We start from the raw sequence: 25,839 nt of genomic DNA, 5'->3' as shown, positions 1-25,839 counted from the left end.
GTCATACGTTCGGCGTAATATAAATCCATGTGATTTTTAACAAACATTTAACCATAGACGCAAGGGAGGTCCGGTAGATGACAGAGTTGTTCTCACTTACTCGCTGTGAAATGGCACAATTGCTGCTGTCCATCGAGGGACAACATCATGAAACACCCCTAGCTATGCTGCAAAAAGCATGGAATAAACACCATCCGTCAGATGTGGAGAATGGCAATGCACTCCCCGCATTCCTATCCACATCCGTGCCGCCGATCTTAGAGAAGCTCATCAAGGGCAATCGTGCAGCAGGATTCTCATTGCAGGAAATCGCTTCGCTCGGTCAGCTCGTTGAATATTCGAATGTCTCTATTACATCCATGCAAAATTGGGTGAAACGAGACTTCAAAGAATATTTGTCCTCTCCGAAAATTGGTAAAAAGTATTCCATCAATCAAGCCTCGTTATTGTTTATTATTGATGACCTCAAATCCGTGCTTGATTTTGAGTCTATCCGTCATTTGTTCGAAGGCATATTTAACCAGCCGGAACGCGAGGATGATGATCTAATTAGTCCACTGCAATTGTACAGCACTTATGCGGAACTGTTTGAACAGCTGGAAGGTCAATATGAACGAACGATTCATACAGATAAGGCAGTGGAGGAAGAAATTCGCACTGCAGCAAGCCGGATGGCCGAACAATTTCCCCATTTGTCTGAGAAGCAGCATCTGGTCGTTCGAAATATTTTGTTCATCGCCACATTATCGATCCAAACGACGTATCTGTATTCTCTGTCCAAACGTTATTTGAATGCCACCTTATTTCTATAAGAAAGGATGACTCATCAATCCCCAAGGATACAAAAAAAGACAGTCCTCGTACAAAAGGCATAGCTCTGTACGCGACTGTCTGATTTTTTGGTAGCTGATTATGGGTTAGTTACCTTTCATTCCATCCGCCAATAATACTCGAGAGCAACATACACTCCTCATCCTCCAGCTCGGCAATAAAGATGAGGCTCTCTTGATCCTCTGGATCGGAACAGTAAATTTCACGGCGTCCATCCTCATGATGAACAATGATGAAATTGGAACCTGCCTTCGTCTCCAATTGATACTTCATCCCTACACCGGGCAATTCAGATTTGAGAAGTTCCATGGGAATAATCCCCTTTCTTAGCGTTAATTCTTATTATAGTTCATACACTCAAAGCCGTATTTTACTATCTGCGAACATGTATTGCAAGCCAAATGCATTATATTTTTTGTAAAAGTATAAATATGTCTAAAGTCGACATATCCCGAGGAGATTAGGGGCGAAACGTCATAAACCTCTGTTTGTCAAGAGCTGTTGCTATTGTTTATAATATAATAGAAATTAATTATTCTTGTAGTTCCTGTTCATGTGTTATGAATTTGAACTAAATGTGTAAATACTCTTAGGTCTACTAACTCTCATTCATTTAACCTCATGCACTATCTTACTGCCATTTACCACTTCTTCAGTAATAACATCATTCCTTACCAACTTCACAAACAGACATACCTACATTACAACTTCATACCTGCGAATTCACTTCACCAGAAGCAGCTACAGTTAACTCATACCGATTCCTGAGGAGGCTCTTCCATGAACAAAAAAGAAGTGGTGGCCATGTTGCTGGCCGGAGGACAAGGTAAACGTTTGAAGGGTCTGACCAAAACTTTAGCCAAGCCTGCGGTTTATTTTGGAGGAACCTATCGAATTATTGATTTCCCGCTTAGTAATTGTGCTAATTCCGGAATCGATACAGTTGGTGTACTTACTCAGTATGAGCCGCTGATCCTTCATTCCTATGTTGGTATTGGGAGTGATTGGGACCTAAACCGACGTAAAGGCGGAGTATTTGTCCTTCCTCCGCACGAACGCGAAGGAAGTAACAGCTGGTATCGGGGTACCGCGGATGCGATTTATCGCAATATCCATTTTGTTGATCAGTATGATCCTGAGCATGTTCTAATATTGTCAGGCGATCATATCTACAAAATGAACTACGATGCCATGCTGCAGTACCATAAAGAGCGGGATTCGGATTGCACAATCTCCGTTATTGACGTTCCACTATCCGAGGCAAGTCGATTTGGACTGCTAAATACGAACGATAATTACGAGATTTTCGAATTTGAAGAAAAACCAGCGATGCCGCGCAGCACCCTTGCTTCCATGGGTGTGTACCTATTCAAATGGTCTGTGCTGCGTCAGCATTTGCTCGAAAGCGAGCAAGACCCAAATTCCACCTATGATTTTGGTAAAGATATTATTCCTCTTCTGCTCCGTAATGAGAAAAGGCTGTTTGCATACCCATTTGACGGTTATTGGAAGGATGTCGGTACCGTTCAAAGCCTATGGGAGGCTAATATGGACCTCTTGGTTGACGATCCCCCATTAAATTTGAATGATCCGAATTGGCGGATATTTTCCCGTAATCCCAATGAGCCTGCATGTTACATCTCCAAGGATGCGCAAGTACGCAGCAGTATCGTGAATGAAGGTTGTGTTGTGCACGGTGATGTGAACAGGTCTGTATTATTTTATGGCGTTGAGGTTGGAGAGGGAAGCGAAATTACAGATTCGGTGATCATGCCTAAGGTGAAGATTGGGAAGAACGTCAAGATTCATAAAGCGATCGTGAGTGAAAATATGATCATCAGAGACGGTTCTATCATAGGTGGAGAGGATCAGGATGAAATATTGCTCGTTGATGAAGCTTACAGACCTCATACCTATGGTTTGAAATAATATGAACAGGGACGGTGGCCGTTATATGCAACAGCTCATGGGTGTAGTGAACTTGGATCATGAACTCGATTTAATGAACGAATTAACTTATTTTCGCTGCGGCGCAGCCGTTCCATTTGCAGGCAGGTATCGTTTGATCGATTTTGTCCTGTCCAATATGATGCACTCCGGAGTACATAACATCGCTTTGTTTGTTCGTCGTAAATATCGATCCCTGATGGATCATTTAGGGGAAGGCGCGCCATGGGATCTGGACCGCAAGCATGGAGGATTATTCATATTGCCGCCGGATTGGAATGATCCCACGGACAGATCAAAAGGAGACCTGCAGCATTTTCATAACAATCGTGATTTTTTCCTGAGAGGGTCTGGAACACATATTATTCATACCGGCAGCCAGCATCTCTACACAGCTGATTATAGAGAGATGTTTAATTATCATATGGAAACACAGGCTGACATCACCCTGCTGTATAAAAAAGCAGATGAAATTCTCCCAGAATATGAATCAAGCATCCGAATCGATGTGGATAACGGATGGGTCACGGAGATGCATGGGGAAGGTGGACATCCCAATATCTATTTAGGTGCATTTATTGTAGAGAAGCAGCTGTTCCTGAAATTAATAGATCATTGTATTGCTCATGGCCACAATCATTTCTTTCGAGATGGAATACAGAACAATCTGACCAATCTCAAAATCGCAGCTTATGCTTATGATGGATATCATGCCGTGATTAACTCTGTGGACAGCTATTACCGCAACAGTCTGGAGCTGCTTCAGCAGGAACAGTACAATCAGCTGTTTAAATATCATGAGGTGCATACCAAGATTAAGTATGAGCCGCCAACTCGTTATTTGGAACAGGCCGAAGTCAGTAATTCCTTAATTGCGAATGGATGCGTTATTGGGGGAACGGTGGAGAACAGTATCATTTTTAGGGGTGTTAAGATACATAGCGGGGCGCGAATACGTAACTCGATTATTATGCAGAAATGCGTAATTGAGGAGAATGCGGTGCTTGAGAACGTGATATTGGATAAGGATGTACACTTGTCTGCGGATCGCAGGTTGATCGGTGATGCCAAGAAGCCCTATGTCATTGCGAAGAGCAGCCAAATCTAAACGTAATGCTCCAAGCCCTTGCTGTGTCATATACATCAGAAGGTCCAGGAATCATTCCTGGACCTTCTTCATTTATTTTATATGCTTGTACTATTGTTTGAACGATAATATATCGGGTAATGTAATTATAATCCAGCTCTCTCAGCAGAGGCCGGGCTCAGTATTCTTTTGGCTCCGTAGTACTTGGAGCTCCAGTATCCTTTGTTAATCGGTGTAATGGCGATCCCTTTGGATGAGGTAGCGGACACAAATTGATTGTTGCCAAGGTAAATTCCCACATGTGAAACACCGGATCCGCTGGTATTAAAGAAGACAAGATCTCCCTTTACAAGCTCGGATTTCTTGATAGCCTGTCCTTTATGGAATTGCTGTTTGGAGCTGTGAGGCAGATTCACACCAAGCTGCTTATATACATAACGAGTAAATCCGGAGCAATCGAATCCGGATAGAGTGGAACCACCAAATTGGTAAGGTATGCCTACGGTATTGTTAACTGTTTTAGATAGAATAGATGCGGATGCTTCTGTAACTCCTGCGGAGAATAATAGAGCGAACCCTAGTGCCGCTGCTGTTAGTGTCTTTTTCAAAGTAAATAATACTCCTTCCAATGCCTGCGAGGTTAGCTAAGGATTCGGTTGAAGGTTCCCTATGATCACTTTAATATTGATCAATTCACCCATAAATGGTCGGGTCCCCCGCTTCTTGGTGCGAGAATTCGGCAGTTATCAGTCATACACCTAATGATTTCGACAACGAAAGTGACATTAATGATTACGAAATTGTTACTTTATCTACTTTTGGATTTTATCATTCACTGGTATATTTATCAACTCTCTTTTCCGAAGTTTGGCATAGTTTTTTCGTTGTTGTGTAAAATAAATCGTGAAGTGCTCGTTAAACCGAAGGTATAGGAACTTTGGAAGGTGTTCATTCGTTCATAAATTTCTGACAAACTTGTCATTAGTTTTTGTCGAATTTAGTAGATTGAGGAGTTAAGTATCATCCAAGAATAGAAAATCCCTCACTTCCAGGATTGAAGTGAGGGATTTTCATATGATGAGTATGATATTTCTATTCATCGTGCTGCTCGATTACAATGATATATTCGTTCGAGTGAACTTCCAGTGTATATTCCTTGTTCTCAAACAAATAAGTAAATAATACAGTAACGTACCCTTTTAACAAATCGGATGGCAGAAGTCCTTCGATATTCACACGAACGATATATTCAATCTCTGCATATTGTCCCGGCTCAAGAACCCCTATGATGAGTATCCCGTCTATCAAATCTTGTATTGAGAAGGGCTTTATGGTCCCATCCTGGAAGTGCAAGATTCCCCTCATAAGCGCTGTACCCGGTGGAATGAGACCTCGCAGCGATAGAGCTGCTGCAAGATTTCCCGTATTGCGAACCAAGATTCGTATGGTGACCTCATCACCCCGCTCAACCCGGACAGGCTGTGAAGTGAGCTCCGCCTGAATAACAGGTGCAAGAAATAATACCTGGACCTCTGTCTCCTCACGAAGCGAGACCGTTCTGCTATCGGTCAGTCGATACGTAAACTGGAGAGCTGCTTGATTGATCAGATTCATCTGCGTAAATCGGGAATAGGGGGTGAAGGATACAAGGGCTCGGTACGTAATGACCGTTCTGGATCCAGGAAACAAAGTACCCAGCCTTATGCCTAGCACAGGATTGGCATTGTGAACCTCGACCCCGTTGATTTGAACCGAATAATCTTCGAAGATAAGACCTTGTGGAAAATTCATATAGTAAACAGCCTCGATCGGGAGATCCCCTTCATTTAGTATCACAGCAGTAAACTGTACAGCGCCTCCATAGGTGACTTGACCAGGCATGACCGTTACGACCATGTTCACGACGGGTTCAACTGGGGAAAGAACGACTTCATTGGAACTGGTCTGTACAGGCACGCCGTCAGAGGTGTAAGCAACGAGTACTTCGCTCGATAAAGGACTACTAACGCTGAGCACACGAACTTGGTATGTCAGCTGTACAACCTCTCCAGGATTAATGACGGGAAGTATAAAGCCTTGAACAGGATCAAGACCCGGAGAGATGATACCGTTAAGTATCACACTCCCCGGAACAAAGCTCATTCCTGCAGAGAGCACTACGCTCAATCTCGCATTGAGCACGGGTACGGAGCCTGTATTTTGAATCGTTACAGTAAAAGTAATAACATCTCCAACAAAGGTTTGAAGCGTGTTGGCACGCTGAGATATGGTCAGCTGCGCATTGGCAATTGCAATCCGCACACCGTTAGAAGTGACGTATCTCGTGATGGTTCGACCATCCAAAGTTTGAAAAGTATACGCTGCACTTGCCACATTGAAGATCTCGTTAGAAGGCGGAAGGCTGGTGACAATGGCTTGAAAACTGATATTGGCTGCTGAGCTGCTGGCAACGATACCTATATTCAGAGGTGAAGAAATGTCTACACCCGGAAGAGGCTGCCCATTCCGAAGCACACTGTTAACAATAAATTGCAGACCTTCCGGGATCGCATCCTGCACAATAACCTCTGCATCGGCGTTCCCTGTGTTAGCAATGTTCAGCTCGTATGTGATGATGCTGCCTAATGCAGCTTGCGTAACGGAAGCTGATTTTTGAATCGTGATTACCGGGCCGGTTAGTGGAATGCTCACCAGGTTGGAATAAGCTACACCACCTGTTGCTCCTGATATAAAAGTAACCGACGTTTGGTTCTGAAGAAGGCGTTCCTGATTCGGATCCAGGCTCATATCAAGACAACCTGCACCTGGAATGTAACTGCGACAGAGGTACCTTCTTCGATCGTTCCTACATTGATGCCTGAATTTGGATTGGCTGAAGGTCTTGGTACACCGTCTACGGTAACACTGCCTGTGACAAAAATTGTGCCAATTGGTACAGGGTCAACCATGATGACATTGTTCACTTCTGTAATCCCGTTATTGGTAATAACGACAGTATATGTGATGACATCTCCCACGACAGCATCAATTGCAGGGGAGCTCTTCACTACAGTAACATCTGGCGATGATACCGGAATAACCAGCACATTAGAGCTGATGGTTCCATACAATACACGCCCATCTGGCGGTGAGTACGTATAATTGCCGGTCGCTTGATTGACTAACTGCTGAGGATTCGGCAGCGTATCAACAACAACTTGAAGGGTAACGGTAATGGATACGCTATTTCCAGGCTGTACCAGCCCGACTGGTATGCCGGTGCCCGGATTTGCTCCCGGTTGCGGAACTCCATTAATGAGTACGCTGTTCGGAATGAGCACGGTGCCTGTTGGCAAGTCATCAAACAAGACCATATCTGCTGGCAGATTGCCGTTATTCGTCAAGCTCAGGAAATACACAATTGTATCCCCAACGGTCGCGTTGGATGAGCTTGCCGTTTTGACGAGATTCAAGATCGGCTGATAGATTGCAGTAGATACCGTATTGGAATAAGAAGCTCCCGTAAAGGTTCCTGTTGTAAAGCTGATCGATGATTGGTTCTCAATAATATATGGCGCTGGGGGCAAAGCATTGATACTGACTGCAAAATTAACGGTTGCTGATGCTCCGGGTGCAAGTGTACCGATGCTGATCCCTCCGGCTGGATTTGCACTAGGCTGGGTAACGCCATTAATCGTAACACTGCCAGGAACGAAGCTGCTCTGGGACGGAAGAACATCAGATAGAACCGCGTTACTGACATTTGTAATCCCGTTATTGGTAATTACAACACTGTAAGTTATGGTATCGCCAACCACTGCTGTAGGCACCGAGACACTCTTGACTAATGAAACATTCGGCGAAGAGACCGGAATCTGCAGCAGATTGGAAGCAAAGGAGCCATTTAACGTACGGCCGTCAGGCAATGTATAAGTAAAGGTTGAATTCGCCTGGTTGGATAGCTGCTGGCTTACAGGCAGGCTGTCTACCGTTACAGAGAAGAGGACAGTAGCTGTTGTCGAGATGACCCCGAGGTCAATACCTGCAGCCGGATTTGCACCTGCTATAGGAGCTCCATTTACAATGACGCTGTTAGGGACCAGTGTTGTTCCGGCGGGAATGTTATCAGTAAGAATGACATTAGCTCCATAATTACCTTCATTCGAGTATACGATGCTGTAAACGACGGTATCTCCGACGGTTGCATTAGCCGTATTGGCGGACTTTACGGCCGTTAGGATCGGTTGGAATACTGGAGTCGTCACGGTATTCGAGAAGGTACTTCCTGAGAAGGTACCGGAAGTAAAGGTAACCGTTGTGCGGTTAGTAAGCTCGGCAGGTGTTGTCGGAGGCAGAGCGTTTACCTGTACCTGAAAAGTAACATTGACACTGGCACCCGGCGGAATGCTTCCAATGTTGATGCCGGTAGAAGGATTGGCAGCGGGAATAGATACTGCATCTACCGTTACACTTCCGGGAACAAAGGTTGCAAATGAAGGCAGCGGGTCACTCAGAATTACATTGTTTACCGCTGCGATGCCGTTATTCGTGACATTTACACTGTAAGTATTTACATCACCTACTGATAGCGCCGTCAGCGCAGAAATTTTTACTACCGCGACATCTGGAGCAGAGACGGTTATAACAGAGACATTGGAGGCGGTGTTGTCGCTTAAGGTTCTGCCGGAAGGAAGCGTGTAAGCATAAGCAATAAACGATTGATTTGACAGAATTTGCGGACTCGGCAAAGTATCAATGACGACCGAGAATATGATGGTTGTTGAAGTACCTGGAGCCACGACGCCCGCGGGAATACCTACTGCCGGATCGGCTCCTGGAGCCGGAAGGCCGTTAATTAATACACTGTTTACGACAAAGGACGTCCCAACTGGTATCGGATCCGTTAATGTGAATGATGCAGCATAGTTGCCTGAATTCGTGACACTAATGGTATAGGTGATCGTATCACCGACGGTCGCATTGATGGAGCTCCCTGACTTGACAGCGCTGAGAACAGGCTCATATACCGGAATAATCGGCGTGTTGGAATAGGTGGTCCCTGTAAAAGCGCCTGATGTATAGGTAACCGCCGCCTGATTTGTAATTTGAGGAGGACTAGGTACAGTGTCCACCCTTACGTTATAGGTTACTGTAGTGGAGGTTCCGGGTGTAATGGTACCCAGTTCAATCCCTCCCGCAGGAAAAGCAGAAGGGTCAGGCACCCCGTTAATGGTCACACTTCCCGGTATGAAGGTCGTGCCTGGCGTAGGATCTGAGAACAGGACGTTCGTGACCGGAGCAATCCCTTCATTAAGGGTAGTTACCGTAAAGGTGATAATATCTCCCACTGAAACATCGGCCAGTGAGCTCGATTTCGTCACTTCTACATCTGGAGCGGACACGGGGAAGCTGACGGTATTCGATACCGCAGTGCCCGTCAACGTCCGATTATCCGGAGGTGTAAAAGTAAAGACAGAGGATGCCTGATTGGTGATCAGCTGTGGTGACGGCAGGGAAGTAACCACGACGGCAAAAGAGACGGTTACGCTCTGTCCTGCAGCAATGGTACCAATACTGACCCCATCACTAATGACCACACCGGGAACCGGGCTGCCCTGAACAATAACACTGTTAGGCGAGAATGTGGTTCCTGCCGGAACGGTATCGCTCAGAACCAAATCGGCTGCCAGATTGCCTGCGTTGGTAATAACAACGGTATATACAATGGTATCACCCACTGTTGCGTTACTTGTACTTGCTGTTTTTTGCAGAGAAATTTGCGGCTGTATGACAGGAATGGTAGATGTATTGGAGTTCGAAGTACCTGAGAAGACGCCGGATGTAAAGCTTACGGTTGATTGGTTATTAATTTCTGAAGGCACTGCCATGGTCACATTCACCTCAAAAGTTACGGTCGCGTTGACTGCAGGAGCCAAGCTGCCGATTGGAATACCTGATTGCGGAGATGCAGATGGAAGAGGAGTTCCATTTACAGTCGCGCTCCCAGGAATGAAGGAAACTTGGGATGGAAGCCTATCGCTGAGTACGATGTTATTAATTGGTGCGCCTCCATTGTTTGTAACGACAATCGTATAAATAATGGAATCTCCCACAATAGCCGTTGTTCTGGAGGGAGTCTTACTAAGTGTCACATTTGGAGCCGAGACGTTAACCGTGACCGAATTGGAGGAAGCAGTACCGGTTAATGTTCTTCCGCTTCCTGTCTGGTAGAAGTAATTCACGTCAGCCTGATTGATCACCCGCTGGGATAACGGCAGATCATTGACGGTCGCAATGAAGGTGACTGTTGTCGTTCCGCCCGCAGGAATGCTGGTAATGTTGATCCCTGTTTCCGGGTCTGCGCCTGGAGTAGGCTGACCATCAATGACAACACTGTTAGCATCAAATACGACCTCTGGCGGAAGCTCATCGAAGAGTGTGGCAAAAGCCGGTGTGTTTCCTGTGTTAGAGAGTATAAAAGTATACGTTAAGGTTTGACCTACAGTGACGTTTGATCTGTTAGCAGACTTGGTTAGTGATACATTCGCATTATAGACAGGCAGGATAACAGTATTGGATACAGATGCCCCGGTGAATGTACCACTGGTAAAAGCGACACTTGCCTGATTCGCTACTATTCCTGATTCGTTGAGCGCAACAATTTGAAGCTGGAAGCTGACTACGACGGAGGACTGACCAGGTACAGACCCGATGGCCACTCCACCAGAAGGATTAGAAGCTTGAGACACCACACCGTTAACTCTTACTGAACCTGGTACAAAGACGGTTCCCTGCGGGATGGTATCCGAGATAATGATATTGCTGACAGGCTCTACGCCATTGTTGGAGGCAGTAAGGGTATAAGTAATGACATCACCGATTGCGGCTTCGGCTGCGTTGGCAATTTTATCAACGGTTACATTTGGAGCCGATACAGGAATAGTGACAGTATTGGACAAACTTGAGCCTGTTAGTGTACGGCCGCTTGGAAGCACATAGGAGTAATTAGCCGAGGCCGTATTCGATATGGAAGGCGGTGCAGGTAGAGACGCAACCTGAAGCTGAAAAGTAATCGTATTGGTGCTTCCCGCTGTCAGTGTCCCGATAAATATGCCTGATACTGGATCAGCGCCAGGCACACTGGTGCCTCCAATCGTAACACTCCCTGGGACAAAAAGGGTACCAGCAGGTATAGGATCTGTGACTGATACTTGTGCACCGATGTTACCTGTATTTTGCAGGCTGATGTTTACTGTAATGATATCGCCGATTGTAGCATAATTGTCGTTCAATGATTTCACAGCACTGATAATCGGCTGATATACAGGAGTAGATACCGTGTTCGAGGTGCCAAGACCGTTAAAAGTCCCTGAACGGTATGCGACACTGGCCTGATTGACGATTTGCCCGCTCGCAGGAACAGACTGGATGAGCACCTGAAAGGTTACGGTCGATGAGCTTCCTCCTGGGATACTTGGCAGCGAAATACCGCTTCCGGGATTCGCATTATTGCGGGTTACTCCATTAACCGTGATGCTTCCGGGTACAAGGGAGGTTCCTGCAGGAATAACATCCGTAAATACGATGCTTGCCAAGGCTGTAGTGCCGTTATTCGCTATCACCGTTGTATACGTGAGCACCTCACCTACTGCGGCATCCGTCAGATTTGCTGTTTTGCTGACAGCTACATTTGGCAATGATACAGGCGTTGACAAGGTATTGGAGGCAGCTGATCCACTAAATACACGACCATCCGGTGGTTGATAGGTGTAGGATACGGAGGCTAGATTGTTTAGTGTCGGGGGAGAAGGCAAGGAATTTACAACGACCTGGAATGTGACCTGTGAGGTGCTGCCTGCCGCAACGACTCCGATATTCACTCCTGTCGCAGGATTTGCCCCTGCGATGGTACTGCCATTCACTTGAAAGCTTCCTGGCACATAGCTGGTGCCGGCCGGAACATTGTCAGTAAAAGTGGTGGTCGCCCCGATATTCCCTGAATTTGTAACTGCAATAGAATAAGTAAGAGTATCCCCGACGGTTGCATTAGCGATGTTGGAGGATTTGACTAGATTAAAAATGGGAGCATACACCGGAAGTGTTACAGCATTGGACGGAATAACGCCGGTAATAGTGCTTCCACCCGCAACGCTTTGGAACGTAAAAGCGGCATTCGCCGTGTTCACCACCTGCTGAGGGCTCGGGATGGACGTTACTGTAGCACGATACGTAATCGTCACGCTGCTTGACAGATTCAATGTGCCGATTGGTACGCCTGAACGAATATCCAGCGTTGGTCTTTGAGTTCCTGCAACCGTAACGCTTCCCGTAACAAAGGTTAGACCTGCAGGCAGCACATCGGTAAGGACGACATTGGCTGCATTTGCTGTACCTGTATTTGCAACAACAACGGTGTAAATGACGGTGTCGCCAACAACCAGGCCAGATACGTTTGCGCTTTTGGATACCGTTATATTGGGTGAATTAATGTTGATCTGCAGTGCATTGGCATTCACGATATAAACATCGCCGGAGGTTGTAAGATTAAGCACCGCTGAGGTCTGATTATTGACAAGTCTGGCGGATATATCTACGTTCGTAATATCCCAGCCCTGACGTCCGGCGATGATATTCGTCCCTGGTGCACCGTTCGTCTGATTGGACGTGCCAAAGCTTCCTGTTGTATTCAACTGTCCCGCATCATTATTAATTTGTGAGGCGAAGAAGTTGTTCGCGAAGTTGTTCGGCCCGGATAAAGACACGAGCGTAGCTGCGGTCGGTCCGAACTGTGCCGAGTCTCCGGTACGGTTCGCATCTCCTTCCTGGGCGCTAAAGAGGGCTCTTCCTCCAAGTGCGCCTGAAGTAGGGGTGGCAAATCCGGTTATCGTCGATTGATTTGACGCATTAACCAGAAGACCGCCTGCCCGAAGCGTCATATTACGAAAAGGCAGCGTCGGGTTATTGTAGATTACGGCAAGCGTCCATCCCGCATGATTAGCTGTCGTATCGTTATTAACAACGATCGTTCCCACGACTCCGCCGGTAATGTAAGTCCCTGCTCCCCCTTGTTGAACGAGGGAAGTGACATTGGCCGATCTTACATAAGCCTGTGCTCCGTTACCAAGATCAAAGGCATTATAAGTAGTGGGGTCAGGTGTCACGCTGCTGGTGCCGGCAGGAGTCGTGAAGATTACCGGGTTGTTGATTGCCGAACTTAAATTGACACTGCCGTTGATGTAAGAGCCGCCCCATATAAGCTCGGCATAGAGTACCGTACTTCCTGAGGGAAGTACCAGCACCGCTGATGAATTGTTGCTCTGGTATGAGCTGGTTGTGCCTAACGGGTATGTACCGAATCTGACTGCCGAGTTCGTTGTGATAAAGGCGCCGATGCTGTCCAAGGTACCTGGCACACCCTCCGTATTGGAGCGGCTTAAGCCAAGTGTATTACCGGTAAAGGTGATTGCGCCTGTTGCATTGTACGTTGCACGTAAAACAAGAGGAATTGGAGTCACCCCCTTGAAAATATAGTTTGAATTTGTATATCAATGAACCTGACGAACGCGATTATACCATCATGTCTAACCATTTATATCAGCTTATGCCAGAATTCATGTAAATTTGTACTTTTTTTTACGAGTTCTGCCTGTTTTGAAATGGGGAGTCCAGATCGTGTACAATGAAATGAGGAAAAGAATATTAATCAAGTTATTTCTGTAGGATCACCTAGAGTGAGGAAGGAAGAAATACACATGAATCAAATGAGTCAGCTAGATCAGATGAAGCGAATCAAGCATGAAATTACCCGTTTTGTGATGGTATACAAATTTGCGCTGGACGAAATTGAGACCAAGATCGATATTCTAAAAGAAGAGTTCGAAGCCTTTCATGATTACAGTCCTATTGAACATACCAAGTCCAGATTGAAGTCTCCTGAGAGCATTCTAAAGAAATTGTATCGCAAGGGTTATCCGATTTCGCTTGGCAACATTAAAGAGCATATCAAGGATATCGCAGGCCTTCGAATCACGTGTTCATTTATATCCGATATTTATAAAGTCAGTGAGATGCTGCAGAAGCAAAGTGACATCAAAGTGCTGGATGTGAAGGACTATATTGCCAATCCCAAGCCGAATGGCTACAAAAGTCTGCATCTGATTATTGAAGTACCCATATTTCTGTCTGACGGGACAGAGAATGTTTGCGTTGAAGTTCAGATTCGAACGATCGCGATGGACTTCTGGGCGAGCCTGGAGCACAAAATATTTTACAAATATAACAAGGACGTTCCTGAGCATATGCTTAGAGAGCTGAAGAGCGCGGCGGATGCAGCAAACCATCTGGATCATAAGATGGAGAGATTGCATCATGAAATCCAGGAAATAAAGGATCTTCAGGCAGAGGAAGAGGACCCTCGTAAGATTATTATCAGGGATCAGCAATTCATGCTGCCGAACGCCTTTATGGAGATCATTGATCAAGCTGCCGATCGGTTTATATCTGACAAGGATAATAATAAATAAGCTTATTTAATTGAGGCGAATGAACGGCTGTAGAGCAGCCTACTTAGTAAAAGGATAATCGATTACCTAAAAGACGAGTTCCATTCTGTTTTATAGAATGGAGCTCGTCTTTTTTTCTTACCTCAGAATTTTGCATTATTGATATATATACTAAGAGGTATCTATCTAGCTTGAGTTAGATTGTGATTTTACGGTAGCCGGGAGCAATTCTCCGGTCCTTTGGATCTCACGAATCTGTGCCAGTGGCCTACGTACTAGGAGGTCTTTTTCTTTTTTCTTCTTCTGACGAAGAAGATGGTGGTGACGATCATGAGGACGAGCAGGCCAATGGAAACGATAAGAATATTTTGAATATTAGGTACATTAACGGTTAACTCCAGGTGGTTATTCGACAGTGGATTAATGTTCCACGTCATCGTTTTATGATCCTCGCTCGTCTGATTGGCGTTGCTGGATTCTGGCTTGATCGGCAGCGTAAGCTTAAAGTCCAGATCTACCTCTTTAAACACCAGGTTACGAACAAAGGAAGGAATGGAGTTGAGCGTATCTGTCCAATCATTGACAGGAATTGCGCTCATCAGATCTGCATCGACCACAATACGATGGGTTGAATAGAAGAACTTCTCTTCCGTGTCGTGAGTAAATTTAACACTATCCGGTATTTCCAGCTTCTGATCTGCCGAGCTCATGTCAATCTGCTTCGAAGCCGTCAGCCCTTGCGTATCTTTAGTAGCTGCAGATTCCGTCTCAAATCCTTGCTCTGCAAAGGAATCCTTCAACTTATTGATCAGCTCGGGCTGACCGATGATTTCCAGGTTTTGATTGTTCATCTGAATATTAAATTTCACGTCTGCTGTACCGTCTGTATTTACCGTTACATGGGCCTCGCCTTTGGCACAAGCGGTAAGCAGCAGGATGATCGTCATGAGCAGAAGAGGCAAGAGTGTTCGTTTCAGCTTAGCATCATTCATGTATAATAACCGACCTTTCACTTCTATAGATAGGGGCGCATTGTGATTAATGCTTCATTATTGTATAGGACAAGTATGACATTTATTCCTTAAGAGTGACAAGTGCTTAAGCAAGTGATGATCATAATCGAAGAGCTCTGTGCATAGGTATAGTATGGGAAACGTATAGATCACCGATGGAAACAGAGGAGGGAACGGGCTGAAGGAGCATTAAGATAGCAGGAGGGATTTGTCATGAGTGCGGAATTGCTCATCCAGCTGCTTGTGCTCATCTTGATGATTATTCAGCTGAGTTCCAGTAAACGTTAAGTCTGTCTTGTTAAAATAACAGAAGAGGAGATCCTGTAGAATCTATACAGGTCTCCTCTTCTGTTATTTTTAAATGATATGATTCCACTACATCACAAATACGAAATAAATGATAGCTGCGAGAATGATACGATAAATCGCGAATGGCACCAGCTTCACACGGTTAATGAGCTTCAAGAAGAAGCGAATGGAGATGAGTGCAAAGATAAATGCAGCTACAAAACCAGCAATGAAATATGGCAATGCATCAAGCGTAAAGTACTCCCAGTTCTTCACAAGGGACAGGAAGCTTGCACCGAACATGACAGGCACCGCCATAATGAAGGTGAAGTCGGAAGCAGCACGATGGCTCATCCCTAAGAGTACACCACCGGAGATCGTCGAACCAGATCTGGAGAACCCTGGCCACAAGGACAAGCATTGAATGAGTCCAATGGAAAGAGCTTGCTTGTAGCTCATCTGATCTACTGTCTCTACTCTAGGTGTCTTCGGAGCGAAGAGATCAGCTGCGATCATGAAGAACGCACCAATTACAAGCCCGATAAGTACGGTGTTTACCGAGAATAGATGCTCATCGATATAATCCTCGAACAAGAGACCAAGCACACCTGCAGGAATTAAGCCAACAATGACTTGCATCAGCTTCAAACGATTCGTTCCCGAAGCAGGTATAGCAGCGGCTTTGTTCTTGCTCCATAATCGGTCAAGCCCAAGCAGATTAATAAATCGGTCTTTGAAGACGACAACAACGGCTAGGATCGAACCGAGCTGTATAACAACCTTGAACGTATTGGCAACATATTGAGTCAAGAACTCTTTGGAGTTAAGCCACATATCATCCACGATGATCATATGACCTGTTGAGGATACCGGAGCAAACTCCGTTAAACCCTCCACGATCCCTAGAATGATCGATTTAAGTAAATTAATAAAATCAAATTCCATGAAATACTCACTTCTCCTTTAACATCTGGTAACAGCTTAGCATTTTATTTAGCACGTTTTTTGTTGCGGCGGAAGAACCAGATCAAAAAGGCGATACCAGCCACAGCAATAACCGCGTACGCAATATTGGAGTATACATCCATAAATTCAGTAATCGAGTGCCAGTTCTCACCGAGAGCCGCACCGACCATTACGAGAATGGTATTCCAGATGACCGTACCTATCGTTGTGAACAATAGAAATAGTCCAAATTTCATGTTGGACATACCGGCAGGGATTGAAATCAGGCTTCGGATCAACGGAATCATCCGGCAGAATAGAACAGTCCAGTATCCGTATTTATCAAACCAAGCATCGGCTTTACGGATGTCTTCTTTTTTGACGCGTAATATATGCCCCCAACGGTCAATGATCTTCTCCAGACGTTCCACATCGAGAAGCAGACCGATTCCGTACAGAATGATGGCACCGGCAACAGAACCGATGGTAGCTGCTAAGATGACTCCCGGTACGGTAAGGTCCGAATAAGTGGTCATGAACCCGCCAAAAGGAAGTACGATTTCCGAAGGAATCGGTGGAAATACATTTTCAAGTGCGATGATCAGAGCAATGCCGATATAGCCAAACTGCTCCATAAAATCAGTAATCCAGTTTTGCAAGATATACCTCCTGTAAATCCTATAAATTTTCTAGTCATATTCCTCATTTACTAGAGGAGCGTTTTCTTTAAGTTTCTTAAATAATGAAACCTAATAAAGAAAAAGTATAACACCTGAGCAAGCATAAAGCTAAAAAGCACAACTCCCATTTTAGTAGCAATGGACAAGTAGAACAAGCTCTGCAATGCAATGAACGCAAATATGCTATGAATGACTGCTACGAAAGTCGGCAAGAAGAACATGGTTGCGAGCTGGCCGGTTACCATTCGTTTGAATTCTTTGTCAGTTAAGCCCAGCTTCATTAATGTCAGGTATTGCTTCTGATCTCGATCCAAATCGGCATACAGCCTGAAGTACAGGAAGCTGCCAGCAGCGATGAAGAACACAGCTGCAAGGAGCATGGCAATAAACAGCAGGATGCGGTACATGCTCTCTCTCAAGATATACAAGGTTCCACTGACCGAGATGGAGTAGGACTTGTGAGCATCGTAACGCGTACGTCCATGATCCGCTAAATCACTAGCAACAAAGGCCGTTTGAGTAAAATCGTCCAAATAAAAGCCGGTATAGACATCCTGTCTCGCAGGCTGCTTGATCTGTTGGTAGAGCTCATCATGTATAATAACGGCTTCAAAGCTCTCGTCAAAGTCATCCAGCAAATTATCCGGGATAATGACATGATTCGTAAATCCGATCTCTGTAATGGAGATCTGAGGCTCCTTCAGCATGTATTCTCTTTTGTTCCAATGCCTTGTCTTGCTGCGGTCATTCTGTGAGCTGATCATAAGGATCGCCTCATTGTAGGCCGGAGCTTGCTCAGTCATTGTAAATCCGGCCTGCAGCACAGCCTGCTTGTAATCTGCGAACGAAACGACAGGAAGCTCATTTCTTGCAATGTGAACATACTCAGAGCTTGGCTGAACGGGAGCATATTTGATCTTGATTTGATACTCCCTATAGTCAAGCTTTCGCTCGGTTAGCTCTGCTCTGATATCTGCCAGATGCTCCTCACGATAAGGATTGCCGGTCTTGGATACATACCCGACAGCAGCAGGATAATCCTCTTCGAACAGTCCAGACACGACATTAATGGAAGCAAATACACCAAGCGAGCAGAAGGAAATCGTTGATAACATGGTCACTGCAAAAAACATACGGGAATGCTCCTTTAACCGGGAAGACAGCCCGATCAAGGTCAGTAAATGTCTGCCATTCATTCTTCTGCCGCGTGTCTTCCGGAAATACTGGAGACAGTACACCCCGAGCTGCGAGTATAGCAGATAAGTCCCTGCTGTCGTAATAAGCACGACAGGTACAACCCTGTCATAGATCGTATACGTGTCCGCTGTGACTGCGAAGATGTACCCGATTAGCAGCAATATAATTGACAGAGCGGATAGAACAGGAGAGGCATGTGGTGCTTTCTCCCTCCTAGGAACTGCTTGAAATAGCTCGATCAGCTTGCTTGTCCTTACCATTCTAGATGTGTATGCCGATATGAGCAGAAATAGCAGCACGAATGCCCCGATCGTGAGCAGCAGGGAAGACGGCGACAGATAAAATGGCAGTGAAGTAATCTCAAGCGCTTTGGCACTGGCCATAAAGAACAGCTTGGCAAACAATGTTCCTGCAAACGTTCCAAAGATAATGGATAGCAATCCAATAATCATGTTCTCCAAGAATATCATCTTGCCAAGCTGTGCCAGCGTCATGCCGTGCAGCATAAAGATGCCGAATTCCTTTTTTCTCGAGGAGAGAAAAGAGCTGACGGAATACAGCACAAACAAGAAGGAGAATACAAAAATCATGCATTCTGCGACTACAAATGCTTGAACAGCCGTTTCCGAGCTTAGCCCGTTTCTGATATCCGGATGAAAAATGAGCAAGGCATTTACAAAAAAAATCATGACGGAAAACGCACTGCATAAAAAATAAGCCGCATACGTTCTGATGCCCCGGATGACGTTCCTTAAGGCCAGTTGTCTTACCGTCATGGGCGATCTCCACCGAGCAGTGCCAGCATATCCATAATCTTTTGGAAAAAAGCCTGCCGATTGTCTCCTCTGTAAATCTCGTTATACAGCTTCCCGTCCTTAATAAAAATGACACGCTCGCAGTAGCTTGCAGCATATGCATCATGCGTCACCATGAGCAGTGTCGCCTGCTCTTGTTCATGCAGCATCTTCAGCAGATTCATGACATCTCTGCCCGATTTCGAATCCAGATTTCCAGTGGGCTCATCGGCAAGCACGACGGCAGGCTCATGAATAATGGCTCTTCCAATCGCTGTCTTCTGCTTCTGACCTCCTGAGATTTCGTAGATCATTCGATTTCGTATAGACTCAATGCCAAGTCTAGACAGCACATGGCTGAGTCTTCTGTGCATTTCGTCCTGCGGCACATGGTCAAATGTCAGTGGAAGCAATATATTTTCTTCGACAGTGAGTGATTCTAAGAGGTTAAAGTCCTGGAATACGAAGCCAAGTCTGCGTCTGCGAAACAGCGCCATTTCCTCGGCTGTCATTTGATATGCATTGTGACCGCTGATCCGAATTTCTCCAGAAGAGGGAGGATCGATCGTCGCTATGGCATTTAGCAGCGTCGTTTTGCCGCTGCCCGATGGTCCCATAATGCCAACGAACTCCCCGTCTCTTACTTGAAACCGAACATTGTCCAGTGCTTTATCATGTGAGTAACCGTCATATATTTTGGACACGTTCTGTACTTCCAGCAGCGGCACGGTCACAGTCACCTCTCTTTCTTTATTTCGTTGTACTCATTATAATGAACCGCCCCAATCGATGGCTAGTATGCAGGCTTACAGTTAGCTTACAGATTTGTAAGACAATCAGCAATGGAGTCGCTGCGACAGCTAAAAAATCAATTCAATCCTTGTTCCTTGGTGCTGTACGGAGCTTAAAGTGATGGAATGACCAAGTCTGTCGGCTACTTCCTTAACCAAATAGAGTCCCATCCCTGTAGATTCCTGGACCGTTCTTCCATTCTCCCCTGTGAAGAAAGGATCGAACACACGGTTAATATCCTCCTTCGGAATTCCGATTCCCTCATCTTCCACCGATAGAATAATTTGATCCTTCTGCTTATATCCGCGGAACTGGATTTTCTTGTTCCTTCCTCCTGAATACTTCACGGCATTCGTCAGCAGCTGAGTAACGATAAACTTCAGCCATTTTTCATCGGAGATCACTTGTAGCTGAGGGTCAATATCTACATAAGGAAAGACATGATTACGAATAAACAAACGTTTTTGCTCAGAAGTAACGGATCTGACCAAGGTATTTAGTGATACGGGTTCAATATATAAATCATGCTCGAATGAATCGAGTCTTGCCGCATACAGCACCATATCAAGTCCTTTGCGCATCCGGTCCAGCTCATCTCCTATCGCCGCGGACTCTTCATCATCACGTCCTTGATTCATCAAATGCAGCACGGACAGCGGGGTCTTCATCTGATGCACCCACTGATGAATAAAATGGATATGCTGATCAAGCTGCTCCTTGATACCAAGAAGACGAGTTTGATATACACGATTATGGCTTAGCGTAAGCTGATGTAAACTTTCAGGCAAAGGAGCGTGCTCTGAAGTGTAGGTGATCTCTTCTACCGAGGTTACGGGCTCAGATAACCGCTTATAAAATCGGCGGTGGGTCAAGTATCGGTATGTCATATAACCAACAAACAGCGCACCGCTGAGAAGGGCTGCATACAGCGCAATGGGCCAGTTCTTGAATCCGCCAAGCCAATATACAAAAGTGATGACAGCGAGTTGAATGAAATAAATAAAGATAAGAGGTGTTTGTTCCCGCAAAAACAGTCTAAATCCCTTCTTCATGTCTTGGACTCCACCTGAAGCTCGGGGTGAAGACGATAGCCTATACCGCGAATCGTCTCAAGGACACCCGGCAGTCCAAGTCCGGCAAGCTTCTTGCGAACACGTGTTATGTATACATTCAGTGTGTTGTCATCTACATAGGAATGCTCATCCCAGATCTTCTCCAATAGTCGGTCGCGGCTGACAACCTGCCCTGGTTTATTCATGAATTCATCCAGCATTTTAGCTTCGGTATGACTGATTTCAAGCTTCTGATCCATATAAAATAAGGCAAGCCGTTCCATATCAAGAGTAAGACCAGCAAGTGTAACCGTCCGGTCACTCGAAGGAGCAGCGTACGAACCGAAGGCTCTTCTCAGATGACTGTTCAGCTTCGCAATGACGATATCATAATCAAAGGGCTTGGTAAGATAATCATCGGCTCCATTCTCGAGTGCCATCACTTGATCCATCTTGCTGTCCCTTGCGGAGATGAACACGATCGGACAGGTTGAGATACCGCGGATTTGTCTGCACCAGTAGTAGCCGTCATAGCTGGGAAGATTGACATCCAGCAGTACCAGATGGGGCTGGTAGTCTTTGAATTCCCTAAGTACGAAATCAAAATGCTGCACCGCGTGGGTTTCGAATCCGAATTTATGTAAGTGTTCAACAAGCAGTGATACCAGAGATCGGTCATCCTCAACGATCATTATTTTAAACATTTGGATTCTCCTTCTTGGAATATGTATTGATTGTACCAAATTTATCGATTTGATAAAAAGAAGCCGTAATTAGAGTTGACAAGTGAGAGAAAGAGAGGTATATTCGCTTTTGTTAATCGTAATAATTACTAATAAGAAAAGTACAGGGGGATCTACCTTTGAAAGAACAAATACCAGTTACCGTACTTAGTGGATATTTAGGGTCAGGGAAAACAACCATGCTTAATTATGTTCTGAACAATCGTGAGGGCTTGAAGGTTGCAGTCATCGTCAATGATATGAGTGAGATTAACATTGATGCAGCATTGGTCAAAGGAAGTGCGAATCTATCTCGAACAGAAGAGCAGCTGGTAGAATTATCTAATGGCTGTATATGCTGTACATTACGTGAGGATCTGATGCATGAGATCAAAAGGTTGTCGGAAGAGAAGCGATTTGATTATATATTAATCGAGTCAACGGGGATCTCGGAACCCATGCCAGTTGCGCAGACCTTCTATTATGATGACGAGGCTTCAGGCATTGATTTAACGTCTTATGCTCGACTGGATTGTATGGTCACCGTAGTTGATGCCAACCGTTTCTGGCATGACTTCTCTTCCGGAGAGAGTCTGCTTGACCGCAATCAGGGAACTGGAGAAGAAGACACACGAGATGTCGTAGATCTGCTCATCGACCAGATTGAAATGTGCAATGTACTTGTTTTGAACAAGTGTGATCTTGTCCACGAGGAAGAGCTCATTCGAATGGAGAGTATTCTGCGCAAGCTGCAGCCAGAGGCGCATTTTATTCGGACTATTCAGGGACAGATCGATCCGAAGGAAATTTTAAATACAGGTCGGTTTGATTTTGAGAAGGCAAGTCTGTCGCCCGGCTGGATTAAAGAGCTACAGAAGGAGACACATACACCAGAAACAGACGAATACGGCATAAGTTCTTTTGTTTACAGACGTAGAAGGCCCTTTCACCCCGAGCGCCTGGCTGAATTTATGGGAACCTGGCCGGAGGAGGTTGTTCGGGCTAAAGGACTTGCCTGGATTGCAGCACAGGAGGATATGGCGGCAAGTATCAGCCAAGCGGGACCTTCAATTCAATTTGGCCCAGCAGGATACTGGGTGGCTGCATTACCGGAGCAGGAGCGTGACGAGCTCTTAGCTGAGGAACCGGAGCTCCGAAATAAATGGGATGACGAATTCGGAGATCGTATGAATGAGATCGTAATGATTGGAATTGAGATGGATCAGTCGATGCTTGAGGCTGAATTGGACGAATGTCTGCTCACCGATGCGGAGATGACGATGGACTGGTCTCAGCTGTCAAATCCTTTACCATGGGTGCAGACACAAGCTTAAAAAGCAATAAATTAAATTTAGGAATGTTAGCTAGTGAACGATCTCTTACGATCGTTGGATTTAAACCAAGAGCTGCTATATAGTAATAATAAATATAAATGAAGAAGTGTGGTGGCTTCATTATGCTGGAAGCAGAGAAAGAGCTGCTCATCAGTCAGCAATCCTCCAACCTGTGGACGAGAAGGAGAAGAGAGCTGGCTGCCTGGATCGAGCGTCCCAAACCGATAACCGCAGGCAAAGCGCTGTGTGATTTTAATGGAGTGTCCGTAGATGCTGCAATATACCCGGCTTTAATGGCACTTCAAGAAGCTTCCATCCCAACTGAATTTTCGTGTGCAGGGGTCAGTATATTGGATGAGGCGGATGATCACTCCTTATATGCTTATGTTACCATGCTGGATGGTCCGGTTACCGAATATTTTGTGCAGTATGCCATGGAACGGATGGGAAATCGGCTTCTGGTTACGTATGAACCAGGCAGAGGCAGGTACGATGTTTCTTCCTTTTATATAGGACATAATCGGTCGTTTTGTTACCTGCTTGCCGCTGTTGCGCGAAATTTTAAACAAACTTCTTACTATAAATAATGTTTATAGCAATGAGGTGAGTTTAAGACGTGAAACGTAATCAATGGATTGCATTACTGATGAGCAGTATGTTGTTGATAGGAGGGTGTGCTAAGGATTCGAGTGCAGTTACGCTTGAGTATTCTGATTCGGCGGCTTATTCCCAAACATTTGATGACCTGAGATTGGGAACAGCTCGATTCTATGATCTTACGATTCCAAATGAACTGCAGGATCAGGCGCATAGAATTAGCATGTGGACTGACGTTTACCTGAATGGGAAGCTGCAGGACAAAATATTGGGGCTTGCTTCTGAGTTTGACCCTGATATGTTATCAGGAACCAAATGGGGATTCCTGATCTTGGATAAGGGTCAGCAGCATAAATACGGCAAGCTGTACGCCGGAAGTGGAAGTACCAGTCTTACGGAATTACCCTCCATCCAAATGAATGAAGACGCTCCTTTTTCAGTGGCTTGGGACGCTGGCTTCACTGATGAGGAGCGCGTTGAGCTACAGTTGGGTGAACCTCAAATATTAGGTGTCCTGCGCATGAACACCAAGAACAGGATAAACACTTTTAGTCCTAAAGACGAGACAGCACTGCAAGCAGAAATTGCATTCAATGATACCGTGTATATTATGTATGCGATGCTGGAACAGACGAGCAATGGAGAATATTAGAACTGAACGCAGGCAAGGATTACAGTATGCTATAAATTAGGGAAAAATAAAGAGCCGGTTTGCTGGGTCATCATCTAATGACTCAGCAAACCGGCTCTTCTGCTGTGTTGCGATAAGGATAACGCAGTAATTTCTATACCTTCACATACAAGGATTCTAGTCCTCTGAGCAGCACATTATCCCGCCACACAGGAGATCTTCCACCCATTGTCATATGAGGAAAACGGCGAGTAAGCACTTCGAAAGCAATAGCGGCTTCCATTCTCGCAAGCGGAGCACCAAGGCAGAAATGAGCACCACTTGCAAAGGACAAATGCCGGTTCTTGCTGCGTGTAATATCAAATACATCCGGGTCATGAAAATAATCTGGATCCCGGTTGGCGGCGCCCAGGTTAACGAGAATCTCGGCCTTTTGCGGGATCAGCTTGCCTCCATATTCTACATCGACAGAAGCGACTCGATTGGTGAATTGCACAGGAGACTCATATCTTAGCATTTCTTCAACAGCTGAGGTTGTGAGCTCCGGGTTAGCAGCGAGCATTTCATAGGATTCAGGATGCTCCAGCAATGTCTTTGTTCCATTACCGATCAGGTTCACCGTCGTCTCATGACCGGCAACCAAGAGCAGGATACAATTATTGATAAGCTCTTCGTCACTGAGTTTGTGCTCTTCCTGCTGCACATGAATTAATTGGCTGATGATATCATCCTGAGGGGCTTTTCTCCGTGCTTGTACGAATTGTTTAAAATAATCTCTGATCTCGGCTGAGGAGCGATCTGCCTCTTCAAAAAAATTATCATCCATCAGCGACACATCAAGCAGCTTGGCAAGCGTGTTCGACCATTTTTTGAAAAACTCCCGGTCTTCCTCCGGTACACCCAGCATATCCGCAATAACAACGACAGGGAGCGGGAAGGCAAAGGTCTGCATAAAGTTAGAATCCGGGTTCAATTCCAATTGATCAGCCAAGGATTCTGCAATGGAATAAATCTTCGGCCTGCTCTGCTCGAGCGTCTTTGGAGTAAACGCATAGGCAACATGACTGCGAAGCCGGGTATGCTCAGGCGGATCTCGAAACAGCATCCAGTCCTTCACAAGGGATTGAATATTCTGATAGCGGGGAGGTGGTAATTCTTTTCGTTCCTGCTCTGTCAGGAGACGCTCTCGTTCACGTATCATGAGAGGACTCTTAAGGATGGACTGCACATGCTCATATTTGGAAACGATCCACATCCACCGATCCTCTAAATAGACGACCGGATGCTCGCTGCGCAAGCGTTGATAGAATGGATACGGATTGCTATGTAGTTCCGGCTGGAAACCGCTGAAGAAATGAGCAATTTCCTGGGCTGTAAGCTGCGATTCAAGATGATGCATGGTTAAGTGCCTCCATTTTCGTAGGATTAGGATCATAAGCCTTACCAAT

The 25,839-nt window shown here is 45.5% G+C and carries 19 protein-coding genes and 1 riboswitch; of the genes, 7 read left to right on the top strand and 12 right to left on the bottom strand.

The window, feature by feature from the left end; all coding sequences use genetic code 11:
- Positions 1 to 77: 77 nt before the first annotated feature.
- Positions 78 to 812, top strand: a complete 735-nt coding sequence (locus BLW49_RS01130; RefSeq protein WP_090722729.1) for a DUF1836 domain-containing protein — start codon at positions 78 to 80, stop codon at positions 810 to 812.
- A 109-nt stretch (positions 813 to 921) separates the two neighbouring features.
- Here the strand turns inward: BLW49_RS01130 and BLW49_RS01125 are convergent, their stop codons facing one another.
- On the bottom strand, positions 922 to 1,140 hold the full coding sequence (locus BLW49_RS01125) for a cation:proton antiporter regulatory subunit (protein ID WP_076310966.1): 219 nt from the start codon (positions 1,138 to 1,140) through the stop codon (positions 922 to 924).
- 471 nt (positions 1,141 to 1,611) lie between these two features.
- Here BLW49_RS01125 and BLW49_RS01120 point away from each other — a divergent pair, with 471 nt between their 5' ends.
- On the top strand, positions 1,612 to 2,760 hold the full coding sequence (locus BLW49_RS01120) for a glucose-1-phosphate adenylyltransferase (protein ID WP_076310965.1): 1,149 nt from the start codon (positions 1,612 to 1,614) through the stop codon (positions 2,758 to 2,760).
- A gap of 25 nt (positions 2,761 to 2,785) precedes the next feature.
- Complete coding sequence (gene glgD, locus BLW49_RS01115) at positions 2,786 to 3,886, top strand: glucose-1-phosphate adenylyltransferase subunit GlgD (protein WP_090722728.1); 1,101 nt, start codon at positions 2,786 to 2,788, stop codon at positions 3,884 to 3,886.
- Positions 3,887 to 4,011: 125 nt separating this feature from the next.
- Here glgD and BLW49_RS01110 read toward each other — a convergent pair whose 3' ends face one another.
- The 3 genes from BLW49_RS01110 to BLW49_RS01100 all read right to left on the bottom strand — a co-directional run bounded on the left by BLW49_RS01110 (position 4,012) and on the right by BLW49_RS01100 (position 13,359).
- Positions 4,012 to 4,473: a C40 family peptidase gene (locus BLW49_RS01110; protein WP_076310963.1), complete on the bottom strand. Its 462-nt coding sequence runs from the start codon at positions 4,471 to 4,473 to the stop codon at positions 4,012 to 4,014.
- 6 nt (positions 4,474 to 4,479) lie between these two features.
- Positions 4,480 to 4,617, bottom strand: a riboswitch (cyclic di-AMP (ydaO/yuaA leader).
- 340 nt (positions 4,618 to 4,957) lie between these two features.
- A complete protein-coding gene (locus BLW49_RS01105; protein ID WP_090722723.1) occupies positions 4,958 to 6,652 on the bottom strand; it encodes a DUF11 domain-containing protein in 1,695 nt (564 codons plus the stop codon).
- On the bottom strand, positions 6,649 to 13,359 hold the full coding sequence (locus tag BLW49_RS01100; RefSeq protein ID WP_090722720.1) for a beta strand repeat-containing protein: 6,711 nt from the start codon (positions 13,357 to 13,359) through the stop codon (positions 6,649 to 6,651). The genes BLW49_RS01105 and BLW49_RS01100 overlap by 4 nt, the downstream gene beginning before the upstream one ends.
- 237 nt (positions 13,360 to 13,596) lie before the next feature.
- On the opposite strand from BLW49_RS01100, the gene BLW49_RS01095 reads away from it, so the two are divergent.
- On the top strand, positions 13,597 to 14,367 hold the full coding sequence (locus BLW49_RS01095; RefSeq protein ID WP_090722714.1) for a GTP pyrophosphokinase: 771 nt from the start codon (positions 13,597 to 13,599) through the stop codon (positions 14,365 to 14,367).
- 254 nt (positions 14,368 to 14,621) lie between these two features.
- Here the strand turns inward: BLW49_RS01095 and BLW49_RS01090 are convergent, their stop codons facing one another.
- The 7 genes from BLW49_RS01090 to BLW49_RS01060 form a co-directional block, all read right to left on the bottom strand.
- Positions 14,622 to 15,338: an EGFR-like transmembrane domain-containing protein gene (locus BLW49_RS01090; RefSeq protein WP_090722712.1), complete on the bottom strand. Its 717-nt coding sequence runs from the start codon at positions 15,336 to 15,338 to the stop codon at positions 14,622 to 14,624.
- 396 nt (positions 15,339 to 15,734) lie between these two features.
- Entirely contained in the window at positions 15,735 to 16,592 is an 858-nt protein-coding gene (locus BLW49_RS01085; protein WP_090722710.1) for an undecaprenyl-diphosphate phosphatase, read from the bottom strand.
- A gap of 44 nt (positions 16,593 to 16,636) precedes the next feature.
- Entirely contained in the window at positions 16,637 to 17,251 is a 615-nt protein-coding gene (locus tag BLW49_RS01080; protein WP_076310957.1) for a DedA family protein, read from the bottom strand.
- 50 nt (positions 17,252 to 17,301) lie between these two features.
- Positions 17,302 to 19,245 carry an ABC transporter permease gene (locus BLW49_RS01075; RefSeq protein ID WP_076310956.1) on the bottom strand — a complete coding sequence of 648 codons (1,944 nt, stop codon included), beginning with the start codon at positions 19,243 to 19,245 and terminating at the stop codon, positions 17,302 to 17,304.
- The gene (locus tag BLW49_RS28455) at positions 19,242 to 19,991 is read right to left on the bottom strand and encodes an ABC transporter ATP-binding protein (protein ID WP_143042056.1); all 750 of its coding nucleotides are present in this window, start codon (positions 19,989 to 19,991) and stop codon (positions 19,242 to 19,244) included. The genes BLW49_RS01075 and BLW49_RS28455 overlap by 4 nt, the downstream gene beginning before the upstream one ends.
- 132 nt (positions 19,992 to 20,123) lie before the next feature.
- Positions 20,124 to 21,107 carry a sensor histidine kinase gene (locus tag BLW49_RS01065; RefSeq protein ID WP_090722709.1) on the bottom strand — a complete coding sequence of 328 codons (984 nt, stop codon included), beginning with the start codon at positions 21,105 to 21,107 and terminating at the stop codon, positions 20,124 to 20,126.
- Positions 21,104 to 21,811 (bottom strand): response regulator transcription factor, encoded by a 708-nt coding sequence (locus BLW49_RS01060; RefSeq protein WP_076310953.1) that lies wholly within the window; start codon positions 21,809 to 21,811, stop codon positions 21,104 to 21,106. Before BLW49_RS01060 ends, BLW49_RS01065 begins: the two co-directional genes overlap by 4 nt.
- A 158-nt stretch (positions 21,812 to 21,969) precedes the next feature.
- Between BLW49_RS01060 and BLW49_RS01055 the strand changes: the two genes are divergently transcribed.
- From BLW49_RS01055 to BLW49_RS01045, 3 genes are all read left to right on the top strand, one after another.
- Positions 21,970 to 23,163, top strand: a complete 1,194-nt coding sequence (locus BLW49_RS01055) for a GTP-binding protein (RefSeq protein WP_256209527.1) — start codon at positions 21,970 to 21,972, stop codon at positions 23,161 to 23,163.
- 122 nt (positions 23,164 to 23,285) lie between these two features.
- Positions 23,286 to 23,750, top strand: a complete 465-nt coding sequence (locus BLW49_RS01050) for a hypothetical protein (protein WP_090722707.1) — start codon at positions 23,286 to 23,288, stop codon at positions 23,748 to 23,750.
- Positions 23,751 to 23,779: 29 nt separating this feature from the next.
- The gene (locus tag BLW49_RS01045; RefSeq protein ID WP_090722705.1) at positions 23,780 to 24,412 is read left to right on the top strand and encodes a hypothetical protein; all 633 of its coding nucleotides are present in this window, start codon (positions 23,780 to 23,782) and stop codon (positions 24,410 to 24,412) included.
- A gap of 133 nt (positions 24,413 to 24,545) precedes the next feature.
- Here the strand turns inward: BLW49_RS01045 and BLW49_RS01040 are convergent, their stop codons facing one another.
- Positions 24,546 to 25,790 (bottom strand): cytochrome P450, encoded by a 1,245-nt coding sequence (locus BLW49_RS01040; protein WP_177178610.1) that lies wholly within the window; start codon positions 25,788 to 25,790, stop codon positions 24,546 to 24,548.
- Positions 25,791 to 25,839: the final 49 nt, after the last annotated feature.

Source organism: Paenibacillus sp. PDC88, from assembly GCF_900106725.1.
Classification (GTDB): Bacteria; Bacillota; Bacilli; order Paenibacillales; family Paenibacillaceae; genus Paenibacillus; species Paenibacillus shunpengii.
This window is presented reverse-complemented; position numbering and strand designations above follow the sequence as displayed.

Excerpts from the sequence above, each read along its gene's own strand:
- BLW49_RS01085 (WP_090722710.1), bottom strand. The coding sequence starts at position 16,592 with ATGGAATTTGATTTTATTAATTTACTTAAATCGATCATTCTAGGGATC.
- BLW49_RS01040 (WP_177178610.1), bottom strand. The coding sequence starts at position 25,790 with ATGCATCATCTTGAATCGCAGCTTACAGCCCAGGAAATTGCTCATTTC.
- BLW49_RS01090 (WP_090722712.1), bottom strand. The coding sequence starts at position 15,338 with ATGAATGATGCTAAGCTGAAACGAACACTCTTGCCTCTTCTGCTCATG.
- BLW49_RS01095 (WP_090722714.1), top strand. The coding sequence starts at position 13,597 with ATGAATCAAATGAGTCAGCTAGATCAGATGAAGCGAATCAAGCATGAA.
- BLW49_RS01105 (WP_090722723.1), bottom strand. The coding sequence starts at position 6,652 with ATGAGCCTGGATCCGAATCAGGAACGCCTTCTTCAGAACCAAACGTCG.
- BLW49_RS01050 (WP_090722707.1), top strand. The coding sequence starts at position 23,286 with ATGCTGGAAGCAGAGAAAGAGCTGCTCATCAGTCAGCAATCCTCCAAC.
- BLW49_RS01125 (WP_076310966.1), bottom strand. The coding sequence starts at position 1,140 with ATGGAACTTCTCAAATCTGAATTGCCCGGTGTAGGGATGAAGTATCAA.
- BLW49_RS01060 (WP_076310953.1), bottom strand. The coding sequence starts at position 21,811 with ATGTTTAAAATAATGATCGTTGAGGATGACCGATCTCTGGTATCACTG.
- BLW49_RS01075 (WP_076310956.1), bottom strand. The coding sequence starts at position 19,245 with ATGACGGTAAGACAACTGGCCTTAAGGAACGTCATCCGGGGCATCAGA.
- glgD (WP_090722728.1), top strand. The coding sequence starts at position 2,786 with ATGCAACAGCTCATGGGTGTAGTGAACTTGGATCATGAACTCGATTTA.
- BLW49_RS01130 (WP_090722729.1), top strand. The coding sequence starts at position 78 with ATGACAGAGTTGTTCTCACTTACTCGCTGTGAAATGGCACAATTGCTG.
- BLW49_RS01065 (WP_090722709.1), bottom strand. The coding sequence starts at position 21,107 with ATGAAGAAGGGATTTAGACTGTTTTTGCGGGAACAAACACCTCTTATC.
- BLW49_RS01120 (WP_076310965.1), top strand. The coding sequence starts at position 1,612 with ATGAACAAAAAAGAAGTGGTGGCCATGTTGCTGGCCGGAGGACAAGGT.